This window comes from Candidatus Cloacimonas acidaminovorans str. Evry (genome assembly GCF_000146065.2).
GTDB lineage: Bacteria > Cloacimonadota > Cloacimonadia > Cloacimonadales > Cloacimonadaceae > Cloacimonas > Cloacimonas acidaminivorans.
Genome location: NC_020449.1, coordinates 444,349 through 468,848 on the forward strand (window position 1 = coordinate 444,349; position 24,500 = coordinate 468,848).

At 36.8% G+C, this 24,500-nt stretch carries 25 protein-coding genes and 1 tRNA gene; 23 read left to right on the forward strand and 3 right to left on the reverse strand.

Annotated elements, in window-relative coordinates; all coding sequences use genetic code 11:
- Nucleotides 1-49: 49 nt before the first annotated feature.
- The 23 genes from buk to CLOAM_RS02005 all read left to right on the forward strand — a co-directional run bounded on the left by buk (nucleotide 50) and on the right by CLOAM_RS02005 (nucleotide 20,548).
- Nucleotides 50-1,129: a butyrate kinase gene (gene buk, locus CLOAM_RS01885; protein WP_015424161.1), complete on the forward strand. Its 1,080-nt coding sequence runs from the start codon at nucleotides 50-52 to the stop codon at nucleotides 1,127-1,129.
- Entirely contained in the window at nucleotides 1,126-2,802 is a 1,677-nt protein-coding gene (locus CLOAM_RS01890; protein WP_015424162.1) for a clostripain-related cysteine peptidase, read from the forward strand. Before buk ends, CLOAM_RS01890 begins: the two co-directional genes overlap by 4 nt.
- Nucleotides 2,803-2,976: 174 nt before the next feature.
- Complete coding sequence (locus tag CLOAM_RS01895; RefSeq protein ID WP_044278807.1) at nucleotides 2,977-3,714, forward strand: TrmH family RNA methyltransferase; 738 nt, start codon at nucleotides 2,977-2,979, stop codon at nucleotides 3,712-3,714.
- A gap of 308 nt (nucleotides 3,715-4,022) precedes the next feature.
- Nucleotides 4,023-4,304, forward strand: a complete 282-nt coding sequence (locus CLOAM_RS01905; RefSeq protein WP_015424165.1) for a TRL domain-containing protein — start codon at nucleotides 4,023-4,025, stop codon at nucleotides 4,302-4,304.
- 563 nt (nucleotides 4,305-4,867) lie between these two features.
- On the forward strand, nucleotides 4,868-5,428 hold the full coding sequence (locus CLOAM_RS01910; protein ID WP_044279173.1) for a thymidine kinase: 561 nt from the start codon (nucleotides 4,868-4,870) through the stop codon (nucleotides 5,426-5,428).
- The gene (locus CLOAM_RS01915; RefSeq protein WP_015424167.1) at nucleotides 5,425-5,697 is read left to right on the forward strand and encodes a YggT family protein; all 273 of its coding nucleotides are present in this window, start codon (nucleotides 5,425-5,427) and stop codon (nucleotides 5,695-5,697) included. The genes CLOAM_RS01910 and CLOAM_RS01915 overlap by 4 nt, the downstream gene beginning before the upstream one ends.
- A gap of 13 nt (nucleotides 5,698-5,710) precedes the next feature.
- A complete protein-coding gene (locus CLOAM_RS01920; protein WP_044278809.1) occupies nucleotides 5,711-6,295 on the forward strand; it encodes a DivIVA domain-containing protein in 585 nt (194 codons plus the stop codon).
- Entirely contained in the window at nucleotides 6,296-7,129 is an 834-nt protein-coding gene (locus tag CLOAM_RS01925) for a purine-nucleoside phosphorylase (protein ID WP_015424169.1), read from the forward strand.
- A gap of 60 nt (nucleotides 7,130-7,189) precedes the next feature.
- The gene (locus CLOAM_RS01930) at nucleotides 7,190-7,591 is read left to right on the forward strand and encodes a TraR/DksA family transcriptional regulator (RefSeq protein ID WP_044278810.1); all 402 of its coding nucleotides are present in this window, start codon (nucleotides 7,190-7,192) and stop codon (nucleotides 7,589-7,591) included.
- Complete coding sequence (lspA, locus tag CLOAM_RS01935; protein WP_015424171.1) at nucleotides 7,588-8,154, forward strand: signal peptidase II; 567 nt, start codon at nucleotides 7,588-7,590, stop codon at nucleotides 8,152-8,154. Before CLOAM_RS01930 ends, lspA begins: the two co-directional genes overlap by 4 nt.
- Nucleotides 8,155-9,588 carry a FlgD immunoglobulin-like domain containing protein gene (locus tag CLOAM_RS01940; protein ID WP_015424172.1) on the forward strand — a complete coding sequence of 478 codons (1,434 nt, stop codon included), beginning with the start codon at nucleotides 8,155-8,157 and terminating at the stop codon, nucleotides 9,586-9,588.
- Nucleotides 9,589-9,596: 8 nt separating this feature from the next.
- The gene (locus CLOAM_RS01945; protein WP_044278811.1) at nucleotides 9,597-10,442 is read left to right on the forward strand and encodes a PorV/PorQ family protein; all 846 of its coding nucleotides are present in this window, start codon (nucleotides 9,597-9,599) and stop codon (nucleotides 10,440-10,442) included.
- Nucleotides 10,443-10,450: 8 nt separating this feature from the next.
- Entirely contained in the window at nucleotides 10,451-10,723 is a 273-nt protein-coding gene (locus tag CLOAM_RS01950; protein WP_044278812.1) for a hypothetical protein, read from the forward strand.
- Nucleotides 10,724-11,246: 523 nt separating this feature from the next.
- A tRNA-Arg gene (locus tag CLOAM_RS01960) sits at nucleotides 11,247-11,323 on the forward strand.
- Nucleotides 11,324-11,368: 45 nt separating this feature from the next.
- On the forward strand, nucleotides 11,369-13,285 hold the full coding sequence (locus CLOAM_RS01965) for an ABC transporter ATP-binding protein (protein WP_052293569.1): 1,917 nt from the start codon (nucleotides 11,369-11,371) through the stop codon (nucleotides 13,283-13,285).
- 33 nt (nucleotides 13,286-13,318) lie between these two features.
- Nucleotides 13,319-14,263 (forward strand): glycosyltransferase family protein, encoded by a 945-nt coding sequence (locus tag CLOAM_RS01970; RefSeq protein WP_015424177.1) that lies wholly within the window; start codon nucleotides 13,319-13,321, stop codon nucleotides 14,261-14,263.
- Nucleotides 14,260-15,096 carry a glycosyltransferase gene (locus CLOAM_RS01975; RefSeq protein WP_015424178.1) on the forward strand — a complete coding sequence of 279 codons (837 nt, stop codon included), beginning with the start codon at nucleotides 14,260-14,262 and terminating at the stop codon, nucleotides 15,094-15,096. Before CLOAM_RS01970 ends, CLOAM_RS01975 begins: the two co-directional genes overlap by 4 nt.
- On the forward strand, nucleotides 15,093-16,244 hold the full coding sequence (locus CLOAM_RS01980; protein ID WP_015424179.1) for a glycosyltransferase family 4 protein: 1,152 nt from the start codon (nucleotides 15,093-15,095) through the stop codon (nucleotides 16,242-16,244). The genes CLOAM_RS01975 and CLOAM_RS01980 overlap by 4 nt, the downstream gene beginning before the upstream one ends.
- Complete coding sequence (locus tag CLOAM_RS09915; protein WP_015424180.1) at nucleotides 16,245-16,991, forward strand: glycosyltransferase family 2 protein; 747 nt, start codon at nucleotides 16,245-16,247, stop codon at nucleotides 16,989-16,991.
- Nucleotides 16,988-18,070, forward strand: a complete 1,083-nt coding sequence (locus CLOAM_RS09920) for a glycosyltransferase family 4 protein (RefSeq protein WP_232502695.1) — start codon at nucleotides 16,988-16,990, stop codon at nucleotides 18,068-18,070. Before CLOAM_RS09915 ends, CLOAM_RS09920 begins: the two co-directional genes overlap by 4 nt.
- Nucleotides 18,067-19,086, forward strand: coding sequence for a lipopolysaccharide heptosyltransferase II (waaF, locus tag CLOAM_RS01995; RefSeq protein WP_015424182.1), 1,020 nt, complete (start codon nucleotides 18,067-18,069; stop codon nucleotides 19,084-19,086). The genes CLOAM_RS09920 and waaF overlap by 4 nt, the downstream gene beginning before the upstream one ends.
- 9 nt (nucleotides 19,087-19,095) lie before the next feature.
- A complete protein-coding gene (locus tag CLOAM_RS02000; protein ID WP_015424183.1) occupies nucleotides 19,096-19,821 on the forward strand; it encodes a TatD family hydrolase in 726 nt (241 codons plus the stop codon).
- Nucleotides 19,814-20,548, forward strand: a complete 735-nt coding sequence (locus CLOAM_RS02005) for a tRNA threonylcarbamoyladenosine dehydratase (RefSeq protein ID WP_015424184.1) — start codon at nucleotides 19,814-19,816, stop codon at nucleotides 20,546-20,548. The genes CLOAM_RS02000 and CLOAM_RS02005 overlap by 8 nt, the downstream gene beginning before the upstream one ends.
- Nucleotides 20,549-20,716: 168 nt before the next feature.
- Here CLOAM_RS02005 and CLOAM_RS02010 read toward each other — a convergent pair whose 3' ends face one another.
- The 3 genes from CLOAM_RS02010 to CLOAM_RS02020 form a co-directional block, all read right to left on the reverse strand.
- Nucleotides 20,717-21,412 (reverse strand): phosphocholine cytidylyltransferase family protein, encoded by a 696-nt coding sequence (locus CLOAM_RS02010; RefSeq protein ID WP_015424185.1) that lies wholly within the window; start codon nucleotides 21,410-21,412, stop codon nucleotides 20,717-20,719.
- 3 nt (nucleotides 21,413-21,415) lie between these two features.
- A complete protein-coding gene (locus tag CLOAM_RS02015; protein ID WP_015424186.1) occupies nucleotides 21,416-22,522 on the reverse strand; it encodes a CDP-glycerol glycerophosphotransferase family protein in 1,107 nt (368 codons plus the stop codon).
- Nucleotides 22,523-22,583: 61 nt separating this feature from the next.
- A complete protein-coding gene (locus tag CLOAM_RS02020; protein WP_044278813.1) occupies nucleotides 22,584-23,903 on the reverse strand; it encodes an inositol-3-phosphate synthase in 1,320 nt (439 codons plus the stop codon).
- Between the last annotated feature and the right edge of the window lie 597 nt (nucleotides 23,904-24,500).

Here is a 24,500-nt window from a genome sequence, read left to right on the forward strand (position 1 = left end):
CCTGTATTTTTTAAGATAAACAAAACAAAATTAATATTCTGGAGGAAAAATGAATTATCGTGTGCTCGCGATAAATCCTGGTTCAACATCAACCAAAATTGCTGTTTATGATGACAGCACCCCCGTTTTTGAAAAGACCTTACGCCACGATCCTGAAGAATTAAATCAATTTGGAGATCTTTTTAATCAGACGGATTTTCGTAAGGCATTGGTTATGGAAGCGATGGAAGAAAATAATGTCCATCCCCAAAGTTTAAATGCCGTAGTTGGTAGAGGTGGTTTAGTTCGTCCTGTAAGTGGAGGAACCTGGAAAGTAAATGAAGCAATGTTACGCGATCTGAAAGATATTACAATTTGGGGAAGAAGTCATGCTTCCAATTTAGGTGCCTTTTTGGCAAAAGCGGTTGCCGAACCACTTGGCATTCCCTATTTTATAGTTGATCCTGTAGCCACGGATGAAATGGAGGATATTGCGCGTTTAGCAGGCATTCCTGAAATTGAACATAAAAGTTTGTTTCATGCCTTAAATATCCGCTATATTTGTCGTTTACTGGCAGAAAAACTGGGAAAGAACTTAACTGAAGTTAATTTCATTGGAGTGCACCTGGGAGGGGGAATTTCCGTTGCCGCCATAAAAAACGGACGAGTAGTAGATGTTAATAATGCTCTTTTAGGTACGGGACCCTTTTCTCCTCAAAGAGCTGGCTCTCTTCCCATCGGCGATTTGATAGAAATGTGCTATTCGGGTAAATACACTAAAAAAGAGCTTACCACTTATCTTTCCAAGGGTGCAGGTCTTATGGCTTATTTAGGAACCGACAGCGGAATTGAAGTGGGTAAAAGAGTTGCAGAAGGTGACCAAAAAGCTAAACTTGTTTTAGATGCTATGTGCTATAGAATTTCCAAGGAAATCGGTTCCTGTTCTGCAGTGCTTGCGGGAAAAGTGGAGGGAATTTATCTTAGCGGTGGTTTGGCATATAACGATTATATAGTAAATTTTATTAAAGAGCATACAAAGTTTATAGCTCCGATATATTTATATCCTGGCGAAAAAGAAATGGAAGCTCTCTGCCAGGGTGGAATTAGAGTTCTGAATGGAACCGAAGAAGCAAAGGAATATCCTTATTGAAATATTTCCTGATTATCTTTCTGCTTACTATTGGCATTTTCCTTAGTGCAGAAAGTTGGACTGTCCTTCTTTATATGGCTGCCGATAATAATTTGGCAGAAATGGGCAGATTAGATATAAATTCTCTGGAAAGTGTTGCCCAACCTGCGGATTTGAACTTAATTGTGCAAGCCGACTTTCCGGAAGGAGCAAAACGCTATAAAATTCAACAGGATAATTCGGAACAAATAACTTCACCGGTTTTAGCAAACCTGGGAACAATCAATAGCGGAGATCCTAACACCTTAAATAGTTTTATAAAATGGGGCTTCAACCGCTATCCCGCTCAGCGCAAAATGCTTATTATTTGGTCACATGGGGATAGCTGGTATAAAGACAACAGCGGAAAATGGATTTGTCCCGATGATAATGCTCAAGACCTGATTAGTGTTTCCGGGGGAGAACTGGTTTTGGCACTATCAGGAATTCCCTATTTAGATATTTTACTGTTTGATGCCTGCAGTATGCAATGTATTGAAGTAATCAATGAAATTCACAGCTTTGCGGATTATATAATCGGTTCGGAAGACCTTGTTCCCCAATACGGTTTTCCTTATGAAGATATTATTCCCCTTTTTAATGGTGACTTTGATGAGCTGTTAGCGCAAATTCCCGAACTCTATGTTTCTTCCTATTTGCCGGGACAGGGTATAAATCCCGGAGGAGCTCTTTGGTCTGTTACCTGTTCAGTGGTGAAAACAGAATTAGTGCCTCAGTTTGTGCAACAGATAAAGAATTTTGCTATCAGCCAAAGATTTCTTGCCCCTAAATATTTTACTGTTCGCAATTCCTGCTATTCTATGAACACAGGACTCGCAGATGTAGATATCAGAGATTTTTTGGAAAAAGCACAAACGATTTGGACAAGCGGAACACAAAATTTGCTCTCTCTTTGGAATTCTATTGTTATCAGCAGTTGTTTTACCAATCCTGAAGAAACAGGAAATATTGGAACTGCGGCAATTTGGTTTCCTGATAGCAGATTCAATTTTGAAAACGGCTGGAGACAATATCATAAGCTGAATTTTTCTCGCTCCCGTTGGCTCAGTTTTGTAAATTCGGCTATCGGAAATGATACTTTTCCTCCTGAAACACCTATTCTCATCTCCCAAAATCTGATTTATAACACTTTGCAAATTTCTCTGCAGGCAAATCCCGATCCCGATTCCCTTTACTATGAAATAACCATAGACGAGGGACAGCATTTCCAATATTTTTATACTAATCCCGATAATGCTGTGTTTACGATTATGCTACAAATCTCCCAAAACGGAACTTATCAAATCCGAGCTATTGACCAAAGTGGCAACAAAAGCCAACCCTTAATTGGAAATTATACCTATTCTAACCCCCAGGCATCAATCATAATTAACCCGAATCCTGTTTCTGGAACTTCCTTAGCCGTTTTAAGGTGGTGGGCAAGTGAAGAGCTTGCAGGTAAAATTCAACTGGAAATTTATAACCTGAAAGGCCAAAAAGTAATAAATAGATATTTGGGAGAAGTAATTGCGGGTGAAGGCAATTTCCTGCTTTCTGCAGAACCGAAATTTAGAGCTCTGCCTTCCGGAGTTTACATTTTAAGATTGCACCTGGGAAACAGGAAATTTACAAAAAAGCTGACTATCTTATACTAAAATTATGCGTTTGGGAATAATGTGGATAACCTGTGGATAAGTTTTGTGGAAAGTCATCTACAAAATATAACAGCTATTATTTTCAGTCAGTTAATAAATTATAGTTATCCACAGAGCTTGTGGATAAGTCCCTATCTGATTAAAAATAAGAGAACTTGGAATTAAGGATAGTTGATGAGAGAAAATGTTGCCGTTCCTAAAATGAGTAATGAACATCTGCGCTATCTTTCTAAACTGAAACAGAAGAAATTCCGTTTGCAGGAAGGTCTGGTAATTGTTGAAGGGAAAAGAACTTTGGAACAGCTCTTTGCTTGGGACATTAAAGCTAAAGAACTGTATATCGTTGAGAGTGAACCCATCGTTTCGGCAGCAATAAGTTATACCGTTTCCGAACAAGGAATGAAACGACTTTGCGATTCGGAACAGCCGCAAAAAATAGCAGGTTTGTTTTCTTTGCCCAAACCCCGTAAAATAGCTTTTAAGAAAGCATTTTATCTGGACGATATAAGCGATCCGGGAAATTTGGGAACGATTTTTAGAATTGCCGCTGCCTTTAATATTGACTGTTTAATTCTTTCTCCCAAGACCTGTGAAATTAGCTCTCCTAAAGTGATTCGTGCCTCTTTAGGAGCGGTGTATAAGGTGCCTTTTTTCTTTTGTGAGATGGAAAAGTTGCAAGAATTAAAGGCACATATATTTGCTTTGGATATGCAGGGAAAAATTCCTCTCACTAATTTTGCACCACCTTCAGAACCTTATATAGTTGCTTTAGGCAACGAAGCTAAAGGCATATCTTCCTCTATTTTAAAAATTGCCGAAGAAACACTCTGTATTCCAATGCCCGGAGAAATGGAATCTCTGAATGTATCTGTCTCTTCCGCTATTTTAGCTTACACTCTTAGCTTGAACTAATCTTATTTTATTCCAAAGTAGAAGAAAAAAATTTGCACTTGACAAATTTATAATTATATTTACAAGAGAACTATATCATAAAAGGAGTGTGAGTATGGAAAATTGCGTGGCTGAAAGGATACTTTGTTTACCCGAATTACATTATTCAGGGTTGTGCTTCAAAATTAAAATACTATTGAAGAGAACTGTCATCTATTACTATGAAACCTGGCTTTTTGTTTCAAAAAAAGCGGAAGGTTTAAATTCCTATCAAGCACATTATAAATATAAGATCCGTACAGGTGTCTTAATATAAAGGAGAAACAAAAATGAAACAACTACCAAAACTTCTCGCAGTGGTGCTGTTACTAGTAATTATCAGTTCCTGCACAATCAACAAACCGATTTGCGCTACTTCTAATCCGTTGGGCGAAAAACAAGGTGTTTATACTCAAATCGGTATTTTGTTCTTTCAACCTGTTGCGAACTCAGATGCCGCTATTGCCAAGGCAGCTGAAAATGGTGGGATAACTAATATTTCTACTGTTGATTATAACACTACCTGGCTTCTCTTTCTGATGAAATACCAAACCATAGTAACAGGAAATTGATACTGTAGTGTGGTTTTTAGAGAATAGTTCTCTTTTATTTTGTTTCTGTTTTCAGTTAGGATGATATTTTCAGGAAAGGAAACAGAACTTTGAACTGTAGGAAATGAAGTGGGAACGGTAACTTTATGTTTGCCTGAAGGATATTTAAAAGTAATTAAAGCTTAGTGATAAACAAATAAGACAACGGGACTTTGATTTGTAAGCTACACCGGCAAAAAGTTTTTTTTGTGGAAAGTGGTGTTTACGCGTATTTTCTTATAGTTTTCAGATATAGGGAAACTATATGGGAGGAGGAAGTCCGTTTTTTGTTACCTGGATAATATCATTCCTTTATTAAGTAAAGCGCTTTATAATTACTGATCAGGTAAGTATTCCGGTAAGTTTAGGAAAATATAATTACATTTTTTAGCGGGCTCTATAAATAAAATATCCTTGTTCTATAATAGTTTTCCTCTGCTATAATGGAAGTTACGAAAGGGATGAGGTAAATGAAGAATTGACAAAAAAGGGGAGATACAGGACTTGGTAATTAAAATATATTTTCTAAGGGAGGAACAGGAATGTTGAATATTGTAAATCAGAAAACGGGATGGATAGAAGTTATTTGCGGAAGTATGTTCAGTGGTAAAACGGAGGAACTAATTCGGAGAATCAGACGGGCTGAATATGCTAAACAAAAAGTGCTGGTTTTTAAGCCGGTTATTGATAATCGTTACGATGCCAATAATATTGTTTCTCATTCACAAATGCAGGCACCTTCAATTCCGATAAATGCTCCCGGAGAAATTTATAGTTATCTGGATGACGATGTAAAAATAATAGCTATTGATGAAGCACAATTTTTTGATCCTTCCCTTGTTGGTATCTGTAATGATTTGGCAGATAGAGGTTATAGGGTTATTGTAGCCGGTTTGGATCAGGATTATAAAGGTGAGCCCTTTGGAAGTATGCCTCAATTAATGGCGATTGCAGAATATATTACCAAGAATTTGGCTATTTGTGTGGTCTGCGGTAATCCTGCTAATAGAACTCAACGCACAATTCATAAGGATGAGCAGATTCTGGTTGGTTCCACAGATGCTTATGAAGCAAGATGCAGAAATTGTCATGAGGTTTTGGATTGATATATTCAACCAGTTTAACGGGTTCCATATTACTTTTTGCAGTTCGGATTATTCAGATTTATAATATTTTAATTATCGCGCGCGTTTTTGCTTCCTGGATAATTCGGAATCCGTATAATCGTTTATATCACTTTTTAATAAGTATCACAGAACCGGTTTTAGGACCAATCCGTCATATTTTACCTCCGATGATGGGATTGGATTTATCTCCGATAATTGCATTTTTTATTCTTGATCTATTATCTCGTCTTTTAATTTCGTTAATTTAAGGTGGAGGAATTTATGCCCCTATTTCCTTTGGATATAAGACATCAGGAGTTTTCCACTGCAATGTTTGGTTACAGCAAAAAAGAAGTGCGTGCTTTTTTAGACCAGATAGCTTCTGAAGTTGAGGCATTTCAAAAACAGCTGGAAAAAGAAATTGCCCGTCAGGAACAAAAACAAAATGAAGTGAAACAAGAAGCATTACAAGCTGGTAGTGCTGTAGAAGAATTGAAAAGAAGAGAAGAATTAATTAGCCGAACTCTTGTTTTTGCAGAAAAAACCAAAGCGGATATTATAGCCAACGCTCGCAAGGAAGCAGAAAATATTATTAAGGAAGCAGACCTGAAAGCTAAAAGAGCTATCCAGGAAGCAAAACAGTATTTAAGCGTGCTGGAACATCAATATCTCCAATTAAAAGAACAGAAAAGACAATTCCTAATACAGTTTAAGGTAGAACTCCAAAGTTTTCAGGATAGAATAAATAAAGACCCTCTTTTAAGCAAAGATAGTGAATTGAGGTTAGATAGCGAATTTCATCAAATAAAAGAAGAAATTGTGCCCAAACCAGAAAATACGGAAACACAAAACGAGAAGAACAAATAAATGAGCAGTTATAAAGATACCTCTGCCTGGCTGAAAACCAAATTACCTAAACAACCACAAATTGCAGTTATTTTAGGAACGGGATTAAGTAATATGGCAGAAGTATTTCCGCTACTTTATTCTATACCTTATAATCAAATACCCGGTTTTGTTCAAAGCACGGCTCCTACGCATAAAGGAAATTTGCTGTTATGTGAAGTTGAGGGAATTCCTGTTATTTTTTTACAGGGACGCTTTCATTATTATGAGGGCTATTCAATGCAGGAAGTTGTTTTCCCAGTAAGGGTTTTATCGGCATTAGGAATAAAGGTTTTAATTGTTACTAACGCTTCCGGAAGTTTAAGAAAAGAACTGGAACCAGGAACTATTGTCCAACTGCAGGATCATATTAACTTTATGGGCACTAATCCCTTAATAGGAATGAATGATGATGATTTGGGTGAAAGATTTCCCTCTATGAATAAGGTATATGATCCGGAACTTTGTTTGTTGGCAGATAAAGTAGCTTTTGATTTGGGCATTAAAACAGCTAAAGGTGTTTATATAGCAGTTACAGGACCTTCGTTGGAAACAAAAGCTGAATGTTCTGCTTTTGCTTCTTGGGGTGCAGACCTTGTTGGAATGTCTACAGTTCCGGAAGTTATAACAGCACGCCATTCAGGGCTTAAAGTTCTTGCCTATTCAATTGTGACTAACTATAGTAATCTGTTTCATAATTTGGCACATAGTCAAGAAGAAATTCAAAGAATTGCCAATATATCAGGAAAGCAGCTACAAAAGCTAATAGCAGAATTGATTTTAAGGTTAACAAGGACTTTTTCATTGACATCATAATTGGTATTATAATGTTTGGATAATTTGATTTTTAAAAGAGCAAAACCGAAGGAGAATAAAATGGCAACAAAGAAGTTACCGCCTGAAAAACTGAAACACTACGAAGAAGTTATTCGGGCTGAATTAGAGGAAAGTATTGCTTATATTGAAAGCATCAATAAAGAACAAAGTTTAGGTGCTCGTGAAAGTAGCGGTGATCTTTCCAGCTATGCTTTTCATCAAGCAGATCAAGGTTCGGATACTAATCTTATGGAACAGTCGGTTATGATGCTGGAAAGCGAGAGAGAAAAAATTCGTCAGCTGAATGAAGCACTGCAAAGAATAAGTGATGGAACCTACGGTATTTGTGAATTTTGCGGTGAATTTATTCAGGAAAACCGTTTGGAAATTATTCCTTATGCCACCTGCTGTGTTGCCTGTAAAGAGAAAAACGAAGACAAAAAAAGGCGGCAAAAGCGTTGAAACAACCTCGTACACAGTTAAAAACGGCTCCAGCTTATTTTATTATGCTGCTGATTTTAGTTTTGGATCAATTAACCAAAACCTTGGTGCGAGTAAATATGGAAATGTATGAACGCATTCCTTTGTTGCAAAATTTATTTGGTGATACCTTTATTTTAATTAGAGTGCAAAATAGCGGTGCTGCCTTTTCTTTTGGTTTTGGTAGTGACTTAGTTAACCGTATTATTTTTATCTGTGTAACGGTTCTGGTAGTAGGCATTATTATTTATTTATTACATTATGCTCAACACAAGATTCAAGTTATCGCTTTTGGTTTGATTTTGGGTGGAGCTTTGGGAAATTTGATAGACCGGGTTTTATTTGGACCGGTAACGGACTTTTTTTCTATGGATTTTCCCGATTTTATTATGGAACGTTTTCCCGTGTTTAACATAGCTGATAGTTCAATCTTTATCGGGGTGGTTTTGATGATCATTGATATGCTGTTTATCAAAGATAAGCCAAGCCCTCTTCCCGAAACAGGGGAACATATAGAAATCAGTGAAATTAATAAGGAGCTATAAATGAAGAATTATATTCTTACCTTTCTGGCAATTTTCCTGGTGGCAGGAATATCTGCTCAAACAGTTCTTTCTTGTCACGACATTCAATATACTACCGATCCTACAGGTAATTCGCCTTATTATACCCAAACAGTTACTGTTCAAGGAATCGTAACTCATATTATACCTAATTCTGCATTTTATATTGCAGATGCGGAAGGGGGTGAATGGAGCGGACTTTATGTTTATCATAGAAACACCAGTAATGTTGTAAGCATAGGTGATCTGGTAAAGCTTACCGGAACGGTTGATGAATATTTTAATTTAACCGAATTTACCAATGTAAGTGCTTATGAAATAATATCTCAAGGTAATCCTTTGCCTCCTTTCTTAGAATTGTCTACAGCAGATATGCCTTCCGGAACTAATCATCCTGAAAATGAGAAGTATGAAGGAGTGCTGGTCAGATTTCAGGATGTAACAATTAAGTCCACTCCCGATAGCTATGGCCAATTTTTGATAACAGATACGAGTAATGTTTGGGCTATGGTAGATAATGGATTATATGCTATTCCAGCAAGTTCAATTATTGTAGGTGAGAGTTGGTATATTATTCAGGGGATTGTAGATTTTCACAGCAGTGCAGGTTTTAAACTAAATCCGCGTAATGCCAGTGATATGATTAAGCAGGATACTATAGAGAATTCCATTATAAAAATAGTAAGAACCGATCCTACAACTGAGCCTACCCTTAATTCTGATGTTTCTATGAATTTAATTAGCACCAAGATTAAGTCCGATTGGGGAGTGATGAGCTATTCGGTTACTTTCAAAGTTAATCCTACTAAGCTTATTTTTTCGGGGTTGGATATTGACAGCACTTTAACCCATGAAATGCCTGAGTTTCATATTAGTGCTGCTGGAGATACAATCAGCTGGACTTATTTTTCTCAGGACGGGATTATTTATCCTGATAATGATGCTCTTTTAATTAAAATTCTGGTTAGACCTCTTGTTTATGGAGAAAACATAATTGACCTTGTCTCCTTTAAATATAATGAGACAGAAGTTAATAACCTGATTGATGGCTCTGTAATTGTTAAAGTACCGAAGAAAATTGCCTATCTGAATATTGGTAAACAAGGGGACAAGAAAAATATCTTCAATCCGGAAATGGGGGAAGAAATTATTATCAGCTACGGAACCTGTACCGGTTATCTTTCCAAAGCAGTTATAAGAATTTATGATGCTCAAGGTCGTTTGGTTTATACACCTGTGCATACAAATATAACTTCTGCCACAGGTATTCAGGAATTTAAATGGAATGGACGCGATGCCAATTTGAAATTAGTGCCTCCGGGTTTGTATTATTGTCATTTGGAAGTTACCGATCGGAGTAGCGGGGGAAAAGATAATACAGTTCAGCCCATTGTAATTAAAAGTGCTTTGAAGTGAGGTTTATAATGAAAAAATTATTGTTTGTCTGCCTGCTTATAATCCCATCCGTATTACTTTTAGCTGTGTTTGATGACTATCAACCATCTGCTATAGCAAGAGGAATGGGTGGTGCCTATACAGCTGTTTCTAAAGATGCCAATGCCATATTTTTCAATCCTGCCGGGCTGATTAATACTACTTTTAGCGCTAAACTTAGCTTTTCCCAGCTTTACAATCAGGATTTCAGTGAGTTGAAGACAGTTGCTTTGGGCTATAAACTTCCTAAAAATCTGGGAACGGTTGCTATTGGTGCAAGAGCAATGGATGTGGATTTTGAAGATGTTAACCTGATGAGTGAGCAGGTGTATAGTTTGGCACATAGTTTCATTTTACTGGAGGATATCCATTCCCGAATTTCTTTCGGTTATACAGGAAATTTGTACCTCTTAAGTATGGATGGTGAAGATGACGATACTGCCTTGGGAATAGACCTGGGAGCTTTAGCTGTTTTGCATTCCAGAACCCATATTGCCTTTGCCGTTACCAATATTAATAAAGCCACAATGGGTGATGAAAATCAAATAGACCTGCCCAGTAAACTGGCTTTAGGAATTGCTTATATTCCTTATGAGAAAGTTACTACCTCTATAGAAGTGAAAAAGGACTTTGCCAAAGAAACGGAATTTATGGGTGGAGTGGAAGCTCATTTATTAGAACCCTTGGCAATTCGTTTCGGTGTCCATCAAAATCCCGCTACCTATAATGCCGGCTTAAGCATCTATATCCAGAATTTGGAAGTGGATTATTCCTTTACCTATCATAGTGTTTTGCCCGGAACACATTATTTTTCTTTGGGCTATAAATTCAAATGAGGGTGAGTATGAAATTCAAGAAATTAATTCCTACCTTTATCCCCTTTGCTTATGAATTGATCCATATTTATAAGCGAAATGCCAAACACGATCAAAATATCAGAAAAAAAGATCGGACAGCTGAAAAAATTGGTTCCCTGGAACATTTAATGGTTCGTCTGGAAAAAAAGGTTCAGCAAAACCGGGAAGTATACATCAAAAGCTTTAACAAAATAAGAATTTGGCTGGCAATCAATTCCATACTCCTGATAGCTATCCTCGTAAAACTGTTTATAGGATAGAACAAAAAATGAAGAATGATGAATGAAAAGCAGCGGAAAGCTATAAATAACTCTCTATGATTTAGACAATTACAGGGTTTTTAGGAGATAAAAAATTTCCCGATTTCACGGGGCATTATTGGAATTGCCTAATTGCTTGCTACATAGTCAATTCTCTAACGACCAAGTAACACTTCCCTAACACTGCAGTAGTTTCGTTACGGAGTTGTTACTTAAATGTTACCTGGTCATAACAGGTTAAAGCAAGAAATAAGCATTGGAAGAGAAATATTTGGTAAATTGCCGATTATGCTTATAATTTCTTCAGGAGAAAAGAAAAGAACTTGGTCTTTTTGCGGAAATAGATGTAATAACCAATACCGAGAGAGAGAAAAAAGAAATGCTAATCCCGGCTTCGTGTTTTGTTCTATTTTAGGCAAAATATGAGGTATAAAGTACTACTTAAATACTATAAAACGGAGTGAGGTTCTTTTGCAAGAATAAGTTGACAGATTAATAAGAGAAAATTTTATGACATTAATGTGCGCCCTTAGCTCAATTGGATAGAGCATCTGACTACGGATCAGAAGGTTGGGGGTTCGACTCCCTTAGGGCGTGCCACTTTTTTCTTGCCAGCAGTTGCTGGCTTTTTTTTGTGGATTAATTATGGCAATGAAACGAAAAATCAAGAACAGATGGAATAATATTATCCTGATTTTCAGGATGATGTTGCGGTATTGGCATTATATGCTTGCTGGTTTCATAAGTATGTTGCTTTTTGCTCTTTTTAATGGAGTGAGCGTAACTTTAGTTATTCCCCTGTTTGATTATGTGTTCAAGCCAAATAAAATCAATTTGTTATACACCGATTTCAGCAGTTTTCTTGTAGCTTTAGGAGAGATGCTAAAACAGCATATTAGTTCTTCCGGCGGTTTTTTCCCGGCAATTCAAAATTATAGTGCCTTATGGGAAGATGCTAAAGTCCTAATGCTGCAAACGGATTCCCTTTCTTTATTGTATTTATTATGTATAGCGGTTTTTTTAGTTATCCTTTTCAAGAATGTCTTTTATCTCTTACACAAGATATTTTTCAATTCCGTAAGAGGAAGAACGATTCGCGATATACGCAATTATATGTTTTCCCGTTACTTAAATCAGTCCTTAACTTTTTTCAGTCGTCACCGTATTGGGGATGCTATTGTCCGAATGGTAGGTGATGTAGAAATTGTCAGTGAACAGCTAATCAATTCCTTTGTGAATGTAATTCGGGAAGTGATAACGGTACTTGTTTTTGCCCGAATTGCGTATTTATTGAATCCTGTTTTACTTCTATACAGCATTGTTATTTTACCGGTATTTTCTTTAACGATAGGTTTTTTAGGCAAAAAGATAAAAAAATATTCCAAACGCATTCAGGAACAGCTTTCCAATCTCTTCTCTAATGTAGAAGAAGTGCTGAATAGTATGAAAATTGTGCAGGCATTCAGACACGAACAATATGAGAAAAAGAATTTTGAAGCAATCAACAATAAACATTATCATATGTGGTTTAAGGCACAATATTACGGAACTTTGAGCACTCCCATTTCGGAATTAAATACTGCAATTACCGGCATAATAGTAATCATTATTGGTGGGAAAATGATTCTTACCCCGGGCAGCAGTTTTTCTTTGGGTGATTTTACAGCTTTCCTTTTTGCTTTGTTTTCTATGCTGCATCCGCTAAAAGTGATTACTCAGGTCTATACTGATATTAGGAAAGCTCTTGTTTCGCTGGATAGAATTGGCTTGGTACTAAATCAGGAATCCCGCATTCAAGATAAACCTGATGCCATTACCAAAGAGACCTTTGATCGCGAAATAACTTTTGAAAATGTAACTTTTGGCTATAAAGAAACCAAACCGGTGCTCAAGAATTTTAGCTTAACGATTCCTAAAGGAAGTAAAGTTGCTTTTGTCGGTGCCAGTGGTGGTGGAAAAACAACCATTGCCAACCTAATGAATCGCCTTTATGATGTTACTTACGGAGCCATTAAAATAGATGGAATAGATATAAGAGATATTAAATTGGATAACTTACGCAAGTTCTTCGGTGTTGTAACTCAGGATTCCATTCTCTTTTCCAAATCCATCAAGGAAAATATTGCTTACGGAAGCCAGGACGAGGTTAGCGACGAACAAATCATTAAAGCCGCCCAAATTGCTAATGCGGAAGAATTTATCAATGAAATGCCGAATAAATATGATGAAGTTCTCGGCAGCAAAGGTTCTGACCTTTCCGGAGGACAAAAACAACGACTTTGCATCGCGCGTGCCATTGTTGGAGACCCTCCTATTTTAATTTTTGATGAGGCAACTTCTGCACTTGATACGGATTCCGAACAGAAAGTGCAAATGGCAATTGATAAGGCAACTCAAAACAGAACCGTTATCCTAATTGCTCATCGCCTTTCTACAATTCTTAAGGCGGATAAAATTGTTGTTTTGGAAAAGGGGAAAATTGTAGGTATGGGCACACATCAGGAATTAATGCAAAATTGTCCTCGCTATCAGCATCTCTATAATTTACAACAGGGTAAGTAAGTTACAAAAAAGGCAGAAAGGGGAAAATCAATTATGAAGATAAGTGGATTTTCATTTGTACGCAACGGAATAAAACTATACTATCCGGTAGTGGAGTCCATATTGAGCATTTTGCCTATTTGCGATGAATTCGTAATTGCAATAGGTAAGAGTGACCCGGATGATGATACTAAAGAACGCATTTTGGCATTAAGGGAAACGAAAATAAAAATTATTGATACAGAATGGGACCCAAAATTGTGTAAAAGGGGAGTAATTAATGCCTGGCAAACTGACATTGCCAAAAATCAATGTCAAGGTGACTGGCTTTTCTATCTACAAGCGGATGAAGTCGTTCACGAAAAATATTTGCCCGTAATTAAGAAACGCTGTGAAGAACTGTTAAACAGTAAAGAAGTGGAAGGTTTACTCTTTTACTATAAACATTTTTGGGGTGATTATTACCATTATCAAAATGGGCATGGCTGGTATCCTTTTGAAATAAGAATTATCCGTAACGACCCACATATTCATTCTTATCAGAGTGCTCAATCCTTTCGCTATTTTGAATATTATGATAATCCCAGGCAGGAAAAAGGTACCCGTAAGCTGAAAGTTGCTAAAGTTGATGCAGAAATTTATCACTACGGTTGGGTACGCCCTCCTCAATTAATGCAAAATAAACGCCGGGCTTTGGATTCTGTGCACTGGGGGAAAGAAAAAGCAGATACTTATTATAATAATGCACCTCAATATTTTGATTATGGACCTTTGTCGCTATTGGCAGTATTTAACGGAACTCATCCTAAAGTTATGCAGGAAAGGATTTCCTGTTTTGACTGGCAGGATAAATTGCAACTTACAGGCAAACCCAATCCTTATCGTGAACCACATAAGCACGAAACCTTTAAATACCGCTTTTTAACCTTTATAGAAAAACATTTTAATAGCGGTAAACAGATTGGCACTTTCAAAAACTATATTTTATTGAAACGATGAGTATAAGCTTAGTTATTCCTGTATTTAATTATTTGAACTTACTGGAAAAATGCCTGTTTTCTGTGTATAGACAAAGTGTGCAACCGGATGAAATTATCCTTTCCGATGATGGTTCGGATGAAGATATTGTTGCTTTTTATAACGCTCAAAAAAGGAAAACCGCAATTCCGCTTATTTTAGTGAGACAGAAGCATCTTCAATTTCGCGCTGCCAGAGTAAGAAACAACGGTGTTTCCGTTAGTAAAGGCGATGTTTTGGTTTTTCTGGATCAGGATATTGTGATTCCGCAAGATTATTTAAAATGTATAATGGCAAATCTTAACCAGAGAAAGTTTTTAAGCGGCTATCCTGTGCGTTTAAGTAAAGAACAAAGCGATAAATTAACTTTTGAAATTATAGAACAGAATAACTGGGATGCAATTTTAACTGCAGAACAAAAGAGAAAAATACAAAAACAGTATAAAAAGGACTTTCTATCCTATTTGCTTTTTCGTTATCTACATCTTGGTGGACACGGGGCAAAATTGCGAGGAGGTGTATCTGCTATCTTTAAAAGTGATTTTGAATTAGTTAACGGATATGATGAAAACTATATTGGTTGGGGGAATGAGGATGATGATTTGGGTAGACGCTTACAGGAATTAGGAAGAAGCGGTTTTAATTTTGTGTCTAACCAAATCCCTCTTCACCTGTATCATACACATTATCACGATCAGGGTGAAAGAAAAAATGCCAATTATAGCGAACGCTGTAAAAAAAAGATTTCACATAGAAATTATAGGTGCCAAAAAGGATTAAGTTCTGTTCGTAATGATTTGGAGATATTAGAATGAATAGCTTAGAGCGAGTATTAGGTTATCCTTTTTATTATACGGGGGTTTTAGCCGATAAGATTTTACATTGGAATAATCCCAGTTCCCTCTTTTTTTTCTTTCCTCATTTTCATACTGGAGGAGCAGAACAGGTTCATCTTGACATTTTGCGTATTTTTGCAGACCAAAAACCTTTTATTATAATTACTAAGAATTCGCGTAACAAAACCCATTATCAGGCAATGCAAAAAAGCGGAAGATTGATTGAAATATACAAATACCTTAATAACACAAATCGTTTTTTAGTTAAGAATTTCTTCTATGGATTTCTGGCTTCAATGATCAATAGACATCCCAAGTCAATTGTGATTTCTGCCAACAGCACTATTTTCTATGAACTATGTTATTATTTGAAAGAGAGTTATATTATTGATATTCTGCATGGTCTGTTTGGAATAAATAACAAACACTGGGTTCGAGCAACTCCCAAAATCAATAAAAGAATAGTTGTCTCTCAAGCAGTATATAATTCAGTAAAAAAAATCTATATAACTAATGGCTTTGCTGATAAATATGATGATCGTTTAAAAATAATTCACAATGCTGTCCCTTTGTGTAATTTTAATATTACTAAGGATTTGAATGCTCCTCTTAAAATTGTCTTTATTGCGCGCAATTCAAAAGAGAAGCGATTCCACTTATATCAACACATTGCTCAAAAAGTTATTAAGGAGCTTCCGGGGACAATATTTTATTGTATAGGAAACTACGATAAAACCGAACCGGCAGTGAATTTGGGTGAAATATGTAACCGCCAGAAGTTGTATGAGACAATAAAGGATTTTCATATTCTAATTCTATGTTCTATTTCCGAAGGTTTTGGTTTGGTAATAGCTGAAGCGATGACATGTGGTTTGGTTCCATTAGCTACTGATGTAGGAGGGGTAAAAGAGACCTTTCAGGATAAAATTAATGGTATATTAGTTAGAGCTAAGGACGAACAGGAGATAATTGGAGAATTTATCTCTTATCTTAAGGAACTTGATGCAAATAGGGAATTATTACAGCAGATGAGTAATTCAGCTCGGGAATATGTGCAAGAGCATTTTAATTATGACCGTTTTAAAGTTGAATACACCAAAGTAGTTGAAGAAGGCAGAAACCGGTAAATGGAGCAACTTTCTGCAGTTTTGATTGTAAAAAACGAGGAACAAAATATTTCCCGCTGCTTAAAATCTATTTCTTGGGCGGATGAAATAGTGGTTTTAGATACCGGTTCCAGCGATGAAACAGTCAATCTTTGTAAGGCATTGGGAGCTAAAGTTTATTATTTGGATAAATGGGAAGGTTTTGGCAAAGCCAAACAGCAAGCAGTAGACCTTGCTTCTTTTGACTGGATTCTTTCTATTGATGCCGATGAGGAATTTAGCCAGGAACTGCAAAAAGAACTACAGGCACTTAAAAAAAGGAATTTTGATAATTCTGCCTGGCGGCTAAAAAGAAGGTCTTATTATTTGGGTAAGCCAATTCATTTTTGCGGTTGGCAAAATGATGCTCCGGTGCGTTTGTTTAACAGAAAAAAAGGCGGATTTAACGAAAAGCTGGTTCACGAAGGCATTCAGACCTCGCAAAAAGTTAAGTCCTGTAAACATTATCTTTATCATTTTACTAATCCTACAGCAGAAGTTCATTATGCCAAAATGCGTATGTATGGAGAATTAAGTGCCAAACAGCTTTATGCACAAGGCAAAAGAGCTAATGAATTTATTGCCTGGGTTAGAGGCATCTTCAAGTTCCTTAAAATGTTCATTTTCCAGCTGGGTTTTCTGGATGGTGCCAAGGGTTTTTTACTGTGTAAAAATTCCGCTTGGGGCGTTTGGTATCGTTATCATCTTTTAGGGAAAATGAAAAAATGAAAGTTCTTCATATTGATGCGGAAAAACATTGGAGAGGGGGTCAACAACAGGCAGTATATCTTTATGAAGGTATGCTTAAAAGTGATTATAAATGTGGTTTTGTTTGTTGTCCTGGTTCTCAATTACAGCAGTATTTTGAAAAAAAACGGCTACCTTATCATTGTCTTATGTTCAGAGGTGAATCAGATATAATTTCAGCTTTTAATTTAGCTCGTCTTTGTCGTCGTTATTCCTATAATATTTTACAATTGCATAGCAGTCATTCTCTCAGTTGGGGACTTTGGGCAAAGTTCTTTTATCCGAGCTTAAAACTTGTAGCTACAAGAAGAGTTGACTTTCCTATAGGTAAAAATCCTTTATCCGCTTTTAAGTATAAAAACAGAGCAGTTAATAAAATTGTTGCTGTTTCGGATAATATTCGCAAAGTTCTAATTTCCTGTGGTGTTCCCTCTGAAAAGGTTGTTGTTATTTATAGTGGAATAGACCTGCATAAATTTGATACTGTTCAGGTTCCGAAAGATTTTCGCCAAACCTGGAATATACCTGAAAAAAGCATTATTGTAGGAACCGTAGCTGCTTTTGCAGGACATAAGGATTATCCTAATTTTCTAAAATCTGCTTCAATGGCTGTAAAAGAAAATCCAAACCTGTTTTTTATAACTGTTGGTGGAGGAGATTTACTTTCCGAAATGAAAAATATTGCTCAAGAATTAGGTTTGCAGGGACATATTGCGTTCACCGGTTTTCAAAAAGAAGTGGGACATTTCTTAAAAGCATTTGATATCTTTGTTTTGGCTTCCTATCTGGAAGGACTTGGCACTTCTGTTTTAGAAGCAATGAGTATTGGACTTCCTGTTGTTGGAACAAAAGCAGGAGGTATTACGGAAATGATTATTTCTGGAGAAAATGGTCTTCTTGTTCCTCCTCAGAATCCATCAGAATTATCTAAAGCAATATTATATTTGGCGCAAAACCCGTTATTGAGAGAAGAATACGGCAAAAAAGCGTTAGAAAGCGTCCAAAATTTTGATAAAGAGCGAATGATAGCTAAATATCTGGAGCTATACAAATCACTATGAAAGAGCCGCAAAATATTCTAATAGTGCAAACAGCTTTTATTGGCGATGTGATATTAATTACACCTTTGATAAGAGCTACAGCAGAATTGTATCCCCAGGCAAAAATAGATGTGATGGTTGTTCCTGATGCGGTTAAGTTACTGGAAAATAATCCTTATGTGAATGAAGTAATTATAGATGAAAAACGCAAAAATGTGGTTATATCTACCTTGCAACTAATCAAGCAGATTAGAGAGAAGCATTATGACCTGGTTATCACTCCTCATAGTTCATTTCGGACCCATTTAATCCTGTATTTTAGTCATATTCCTGAACGCATAGGTTTTAACAGAGGTTCTGCTGCTTGGATGTTGACAAAAAAAGTAGAGCACTCTGTCGGTCCACATAAGATAGTTAAAAACTTAGGACTTTTGAAACCTTTAAGCGAGAGGGAATTTGATCTGCAAACAGAACTTTTTCCTTCCGAAAAAGATAGGCAGAAAGCGGAAAAATTACTTCAACCCTTATCCGGAAAAACAATAATAGCTGTAGCACCTGGTTCTATCTGGCAAACCAAATGCTGGGAACCGAATTCTTATATCTCACTCTGCCGAAAACTGATAAATAGTGGTTATGCTATTGTGTTAATTGGAGGGGAAAGCGATAAACTCATAAGTAATGAAATAGAAAATGCCTTGGGGAAAAATAATGCTAATCTAATAAATCTGGCAGGAGTTACTAATTTACTGGAAAGTGCTGCTGTAATTGCAAAATGTTCTTTAATGATTTGTAATGATAGTGGCGCAATGCATATTGCCAATGCTATGCAGACAAGGGTTTTTGCCTTTTTTGGACCTACGGTTCAGCGTTTTGGCTATTATCCTTATCGGGAAGGAGACAGAGTTTTTGAAGTGGAACTGGAATGTAGACCCTGTGGTAGTCATGGCAGTAAAAAATGTCCGCAAAAACATCATAACTGTATGAAACAGATAGAAGTAGAGCCGGTTTTTAAGGCAGTAGAAACTACCTTGAGATAGGAGAGAACGATGGCTTTTATAATAGATGGGCATTGTCATTTAGCCAATTTGGATGTGCTAATGCCAGTTAAACCCTTAATGGATGAAACAAAGAAATTTGGCTTGGACTTTTGGCTTTCTTCTGCACTTACAAAAGCGGAAATTGCCTGGCATCAAAAAAACCCCGATAAACGCATTGCTTATAGTGCTGGAATTCATCCTAACTACAAAGAGTGCGATTTGGAACTGAAGGATATTGAAGAACTCTGTATAGAGAAAAGGATTTGGGCAATAGGAGAAATCGGATTGGACAGAAACAATCCTGATTTTGCAGGTCAACTGAAGATATTTATAGAGCAGCTGGAACTTGCCAAACAATACAATTTGCCTGTGGTTTTACACCTGGTGGGGCATATTAGCGAAGCATATAAACTGCTGAAACAATATAAATTGCCTTATCTTGTGCATGGTTATGCAAGTTCCTTACAGGGTTTTAAGGAACTTTTACGCCTAAAGTCCTTTTTTACTATTTCCGAGCGTTTATTGAAGTGGGATAAAAAAGAGCTTTTAAAAGCTATGATAGAAAGTAAACGCTATCTTTTTGAGACAGATATCACCCGAGATTATGTGCAGGAAGAAGAAACTAATCCTCTTTTGCGCTTAAATACTCTTATTTCTTCTGTAGCTGAATTTGCAGAAATTCCAAGAGGTAAATTAATAGAACAACAACAAAAAAACTTTAACAGCTATGAATAAAGCGGATTTTTATAGAACAGAGCTATTAGTTGGACAACAAGGAATGCAGAAATTAGCCCAAACCTGCGTTGCAATTATTGGTTTGGGTGGAGTTGGTTCTTATTCTGCAGAGGCCTTAGCTCGTTCTGGGATAGGGAAATTTATTCTGATTGACTTTGATGTAATTGAGGCAACTAATATCAACAGGCAGATTTTAGCTTTGCATTCCACAATTGGCAAGCCCAAGGTGGAAATAATGCAGCAGAGGATTCTGGATATCAATCCACAGGCAGATGTGATTATGTATAAGGAAGTTCTGGATAAGGAAAATCAGGAAAGATTACTTACGGGAGCGGATTATTGTGTAGATGCCATTGATAGTTTGGGTTCCAAAATATGTCTATTGGAGTATTTGATTAAAAATGAAGACAAATTTATCAGTGTAATGGGAGCGGGAAATCGTTTAGACCCCTTTCAAGTTCATCTTTCTACGATTGATAAAAGCCACAATTGCCCTTTAGCAAGAAGAGTTAGAAAACTATTAAGCAAGAGAGGTATTCAGAGAAATTTTCCCTGTGTTTATTCTTCCGAGTTGCCCCTTGTTCCTGAAAAAAATAATGATATTTCGGAAGAGGGAGTTATTGATAGAGCAAAGCAAAAACAAGTTATTGGTTCTATCAGTTATTTACCTGCTGTAATGGGATTGATGGCTGCGTCTTATGTTATAAGATCTATTCTGGAAGGTTGAAGTCCTTGTCAACCCAAATAAACTTCATGCGGATTTCGCAGATTTTTTATATTATTTTTAGTCGTCATAAGTCCTCACTGCCAAACGAATTTGTGGGATGTGTATAATTTTTGAAAGCATTGACGACTCCTGACTTACAAGAACGAGGAGGATATCGTTCTTCCGCAATCAGAATTTTTGAGCAAATTGATATGCTTCAGGAGTGTCTATATCTATCCACTGATTTGCTTTATTTAAAGTAATTGACTTTATACGCCTTAACGGTATCAATTCTGTAATGGCATTGCTGATAGAGTCCTTTCCTTTGGCAACTGCCTTTTCTACCGCAGAAAAGAAATCCGGTTCCAAACGGAAAATTCCGCAATCAAGAGCATTGTAATCAGTCAGTTCTTTTCCGATGGCAATTATGTAATCATTTTCAGTTTTTACTTTGGTAGCGTCATCAAGATCAAAGTTTTCCGTTATAAAGGGGTCAACTAAAAGCAGGTTTATGCGTTCAGGGGAATCCACAATTTGTTTCAGTGCTTCCACTTTTACCAGGTGATCAGCCATAGAAAGGAGAAAAGGTTCAGCCATTATATAATTCTTTACTTTGTAAACCGAAAGAGCATTGCCTTTTTCCCATTCAAGGTTTTCCGCAAAAGTAACTGGTAAAGACGGGGGATTTTTCTGCAGATAATCTACGATATAATTCTTCTTAAAACCAACTACTATAATCAGTTCCGTTATTCCTGCCTGTTTTAGCTGTTCAATAATAGTGGAAAGAATAGTTCCGTTTTTATAGGGAAGCAGGGTTTTAGGAACTTGCTTTGTAGTTTTCCAAAGGCGACTGCCAATTCCGGCAGAAATTATTACACCTTTCAAAATTTACACTCCATTTTCGTGACCGCCTTCATAGTATAATTCTTCCATTTTTTCTACAAAACGGATAGCGGCTTTTCCATCCAAGCCATAGAAATAGCGTTGACGGTATTCATCCGCTTTGGCAATCATATCTAAAGTAGGATTGAGAGCTGTAGCAATTGCTTCAGGAAGCTGTTTTCCGTTTTGGATATGGGGATAAGCGCCTTTTAAAAACTCCCGGTTATCAATTTCCAACAGAGGTTGACCGTCCGAATGATTAAGTTTATCGCAAGCAAGATCATAAACAATACCAAATTTATTTAGGGCAATAAAATCAAAAACCGTGCTGGATGCCTCACTGAGAACCGTATCGGCAGCAGCATAATAAGGGACAATATTAAATTCTATAAAAGGTAAAAGTACGGAATGGGGATACTTTTTCACCCTTTTTTCAAAAATGCGATGTTGTTTATGCGGGGCATATTTTCCCATCCAGCTGTATGGGTGAAGTTTAATTATTAAGTTATAGTCCCTGGTTTGCTCAAAGATGTCATCTTTTATTTCATACATACAGGTTGGCTTATAAGTGGGAGCGAAGAGGATTGTTTTTTTAGCGGGATTAAGACCCCAGCGTTGCAAGACCTCTTCTCTGTTAAATTTACCCTGAAAGTAATAGTCCAATTTGGGTAAGCCGATTAAATGGACTTCGCTTTTTCCCAAATAAGGGCATTTTAACAAGGAATCAACTCTATGTTGGCCTTCCACAAAAATCTGGTATTTAACCCCAGGAGAGCGAGCTAAATTGCGATAAAGTATGTTTTTAATTCCTGTTCCGTGATTCAGAAAAATCAATAGTGTTTTTCCATAGTCCTTTGCATTATGTAGTGTGTCACCGGAAATTACAATATCAAAGCCCTTTGTTTCGTTGGTAAAACGGTAGCCAAGTTTTTTCCAGTCCTCAATTATCTGGTTCCGATAGGGAAATTCAAAGATGAAATACTTTATTTTTTCCATATCCAATGAGAACCAGACATCGTATTTATCGTTATTCAGCAAGAGGTCTATAATCGGATCAAAGGCGGACTTATGATAGGCATAACCTATTCTGAACAGGAGTTTTATCTTCTTCATCGTCTGTTTAATCTGCTAAAAGTATCAAAATAGGTATGGAGACAAGCCCCATACAAGAAAATTACATTTCGTTATAATACTCCAAACCCAGATGAGTAATAAGGTCTTCTTTCATCATATAACGCAGGGTATTTTTCATTTTCATCTGCTGAATGAAAAGATCGTTTTCAGGATAGAGCCCGGGAGCTGTCATCGGTGATTTCCAGAAGAAAGAAAGCCATTCCTGAACTCCGGACATATTACAGCGCTGTGCCAAATCTATAAAGAGAATTAAATCCAACAAAACAGGAGCAGCAAGAATGCTATCTCTGCACAGGAAATTTATTTTAATTTGCATCGGATAACCGAGCCAGCCAAAAATATCTATATTATCCCAGCTTTCTTTATTATCGCCACGCGGGGGATAATAATTGATGCGGACTTTATGATAAAGGTTTTTATAGAGTTGAGGATATTTTTCCGGTTCCAGAATCGTTTCCAGTACGGAAAGTTTACTAACTTCTTTGGTTTTAAAGCTTTCGGGGTCATCAAGAACTTCCCCGTCTCTATTACCTAAAATATTTGTAGAGAACCAACCGTGAATCCCTAACATTCTGGCTTTTAAACCTGGAGCGATTATAGTTTTCATCAGGGTTTGACCTGTCTTGAAATCTTTACCTGCAACGGGAACTTTTTTCTCTTCCGCCAGTTTTCTCAGAGCGGGAATTTCCAGATTTAAGTTCGGAGCTCCGTTCAGAAAAGGGACTCCCATTTGCAAAGCGGCATAAGCATAAATCATAGAAGGGGCAATTGCCGGATGATTATCGCGCAAACCCTGTTCAAAACTTTCCAGAGTATTATGAACAGGATCCGATTCTAAATAGACCTCTGTAGAGGCAGCCCAAGCCATAACCAGGCGGCTACAATTATTTATTTCCTGGAAGCGTTTGATATCATCCATCAGTTGCTGAGCTAAATCCATTTTATTGATTCCGGTTTTCACATAAGTGCCGTGTAATTTTTTTACATAGTTATTGTTGAAAACCGCCTTTTGTGGTTTCAGAGAACGCAGTTCCGGTTCTATTTTATCCAGCAGTTCTTTTTCCAGAACTCCCGCTTTTAAAGCAGATTCATAAGCATCGTATTCAAAAATATCCCAAGCCATAAATTCCAAATCTTCCAAATTAGCCAAGGGAACAAAGTCCTTTATTAAAGGAGTTCTATTTTCTGTTCTTTTACCTAAACGGATTGTGGACATCTGAGTGACCGAACCAAAGGGCTCGGAAATGCCTTTTTTAATTGCTTGAACGCCAGCCACAAAAGTTGTACTTACAGCTCCTAAACCGACTAACATAACGCCAAGTTTGCCTTCTGCAGGTTTTATTTCATTACCTCTAAGCATTTTTTCTCCTTTTTTGTTGCTTATTTTTATCCAGTAAATATATAAATGCGTAGGTGTCAAGCATAAATGTTTATTTTACACCGAGAACACTGAAGTCACCGAAAATAACGAAAGTGTTATCGGAGAACACTGTTTTTCTGGAAGATTGAAGTCCTATTCAAACAAGTAAACTTCACGCAGATTGTGCTGATTACGCAGATTTTTTTATTTTTTTATTACAGATATTAAATCGTGCTGATCCGGTTGATTCAGTTATCTGCGTTCTATTTTTATATTTTTTGGGGTCGTCATAAGTCCTCAATGCCAAATCAATGTGTGGGAGGTGTAAAATTTTTGAAGGCAGTGACGACTCCTGACTGGCAATTATTTCGGCAGTGATTAGTTTTGACTTTCCGAAAATAATTTCAGGGGAAAACACAGGGAAGTGAGTAAAAGCATAACATACTGAAATTATGTAAAATAGAAGTTCTTCATTAGGAGCATTACTTACCCATTGCTTACCCATTACTGATGGCATTAGCAATGGGTAAGCAATGAGTAAGCAATGCTTCCTGCTGAAAAAGCTTGACGGAATATTTTAGGAATTACATAATGTAT

What these genes read in the sequence shown, in the direction of transcription:
- CLOAM_RS02000 (WP_015424183.1), top strand. Translation starts at nt 19,096, where the DNA reads ATGGCTTTTATAATAGATGGGCATTGTCATTTAGCCAATTTGGATGTG.
- CLOAM_RS01930 (WP_044278810.1), top strand. Translation starts at nt 7,190, where the DNA reads ATGGCAACAAAGAAGTTACCGCCTGAAAAACTGAAACACTACGAAGAA.
- CLOAM_RS01945 (WP_044278811.1), top strand. Translation starts at nt 9,597, where the DNA reads ATGAAAAAATTATTGTTTGTCTGCCTGCTTATAATCCCATCCGTATTA.
- CLOAM_RS01970 (WP_015424177.1), top strand. Translation starts at nt 13,319, where the DNA reads ATGAAGATAAGTGGATTTTCATTTGTACGCAACGGAATAAAACTATAC.
- CLOAM_RS01920 (WP_044278809.1), top strand. Translation starts at nt 5,711, where the DNA reads ATGCCCCTATTTCCTTTGGATATAAGACATCAGGAGTTTTCCACTGCA.
- buk (WP_015424161.1), top strand. Translation starts at nt 50, where the DNA reads ATGAATTATCGTGTGCTCGCGATAAATCCTGGTTCAACATCAACCAAA.
- CLOAM_RS01965 (WP_052293569.1), top strand. Translation starts at nt 11,369, where the DNA reads ATGGCAATGAAACGAAAAATCAAGAACAGATGGAATAATATTATCCTG.
- CLOAM_RS02020 (WP_044278813.1), bottom strand. Translation starts at nt 23,903, where the DNA reads ATGCTTAGAGGTAATGAAATAAAACCTGCAGAAGGCAAACTTGGCGTT.
- CLOAM_RS01905 (WP_015424165.1), top strand. Translation starts at nt 4,023, where the DNA reads ATGAAACAACTACCAAAACTTCTCGCAGTGGTGCTGTTACTAGTAATT.
- CLOAM_RS01980 (WP_015424179.1), top strand. Translation starts at nt 15,093, where the DNA reads ATGAATAGCTTAGAGCGAGTATTAGGTTATCCTTTTTATTATACGGGG.
- CLOAM_RS01940 (WP_015424172.1), top strand. Translation starts at nt 8,155, where the DNA reads ATGAAGAATTATATTCTTACCTTTCTGGCAATTTTCCTGGTGGCAGGA.
- CLOAM_RS02005 (WP_015424184.1), top strand. Translation starts at nt 19,814, where the DNA reads ATGAATAAAGCGGATTTTTATAGAACAGAGCTATTAGTTGGACAACAA.
- CLOAM_RS01925 (WP_015424169.1), top strand. Translation starts at nt 6,296, where the DNA reads ATGAGCAGTTATAAAGATACCTCTGCCTGGCTGAAAACCAAATTACCT.
- CLOAM_RS01950 (WP_044278812.1), top strand. Translation starts at nt 10,451, where the DNA reads ATGAAATTCAAGAAATTAATTCCTACCTTTATCCCCTTTGCTTATGAA.
- waaF (WP_015424182.1), top strand. Translation starts at nt 18,067, where the DNA reads ATGAAAGAGCCGCAAAATATTCTAATAGTGCAAACAGCTTTTATTGGC.
- CLOAM_RS09915 (WP_015424180.1), top strand. Translation starts at nt 16,245, where the DNA reads ATGGAGCAACTTTCTGCAGTTTTGATTGTAAAAAACGAGGAACAAAAT.
- CLOAM_RS02015 (WP_015424186.1), bottom strand. Translation starts at nt 22,522, where the DNA reads ATGAAGAAGATAAAACTCCTGTTCAGAATAGGTTATGCCTATCATAAG.
- CLOAM_RS01975 (WP_015424178.1), top strand. Translation starts at nt 14,260, where the DNA reads ATGAGTATAAGCTTAGTTATTCCTGTATTTAATTATTTGAACTTACTG.
- CLOAM_RS09920 (WP_232502695.1), top strand. Translation starts at nt 16,988, where the DNA reads ATGAAAGTTCTTCATATTGATGCGGAAAAACATTGGAGAGGGGGTCAA.
- CLOAM_RS01895 (WP_044278807.1), top strand. Translation starts at nt 2,977, where the DNA reads ATGAGAGAAAATGTTGCCGTTCCTAAAATGAGTAATGAACATCTGCGC.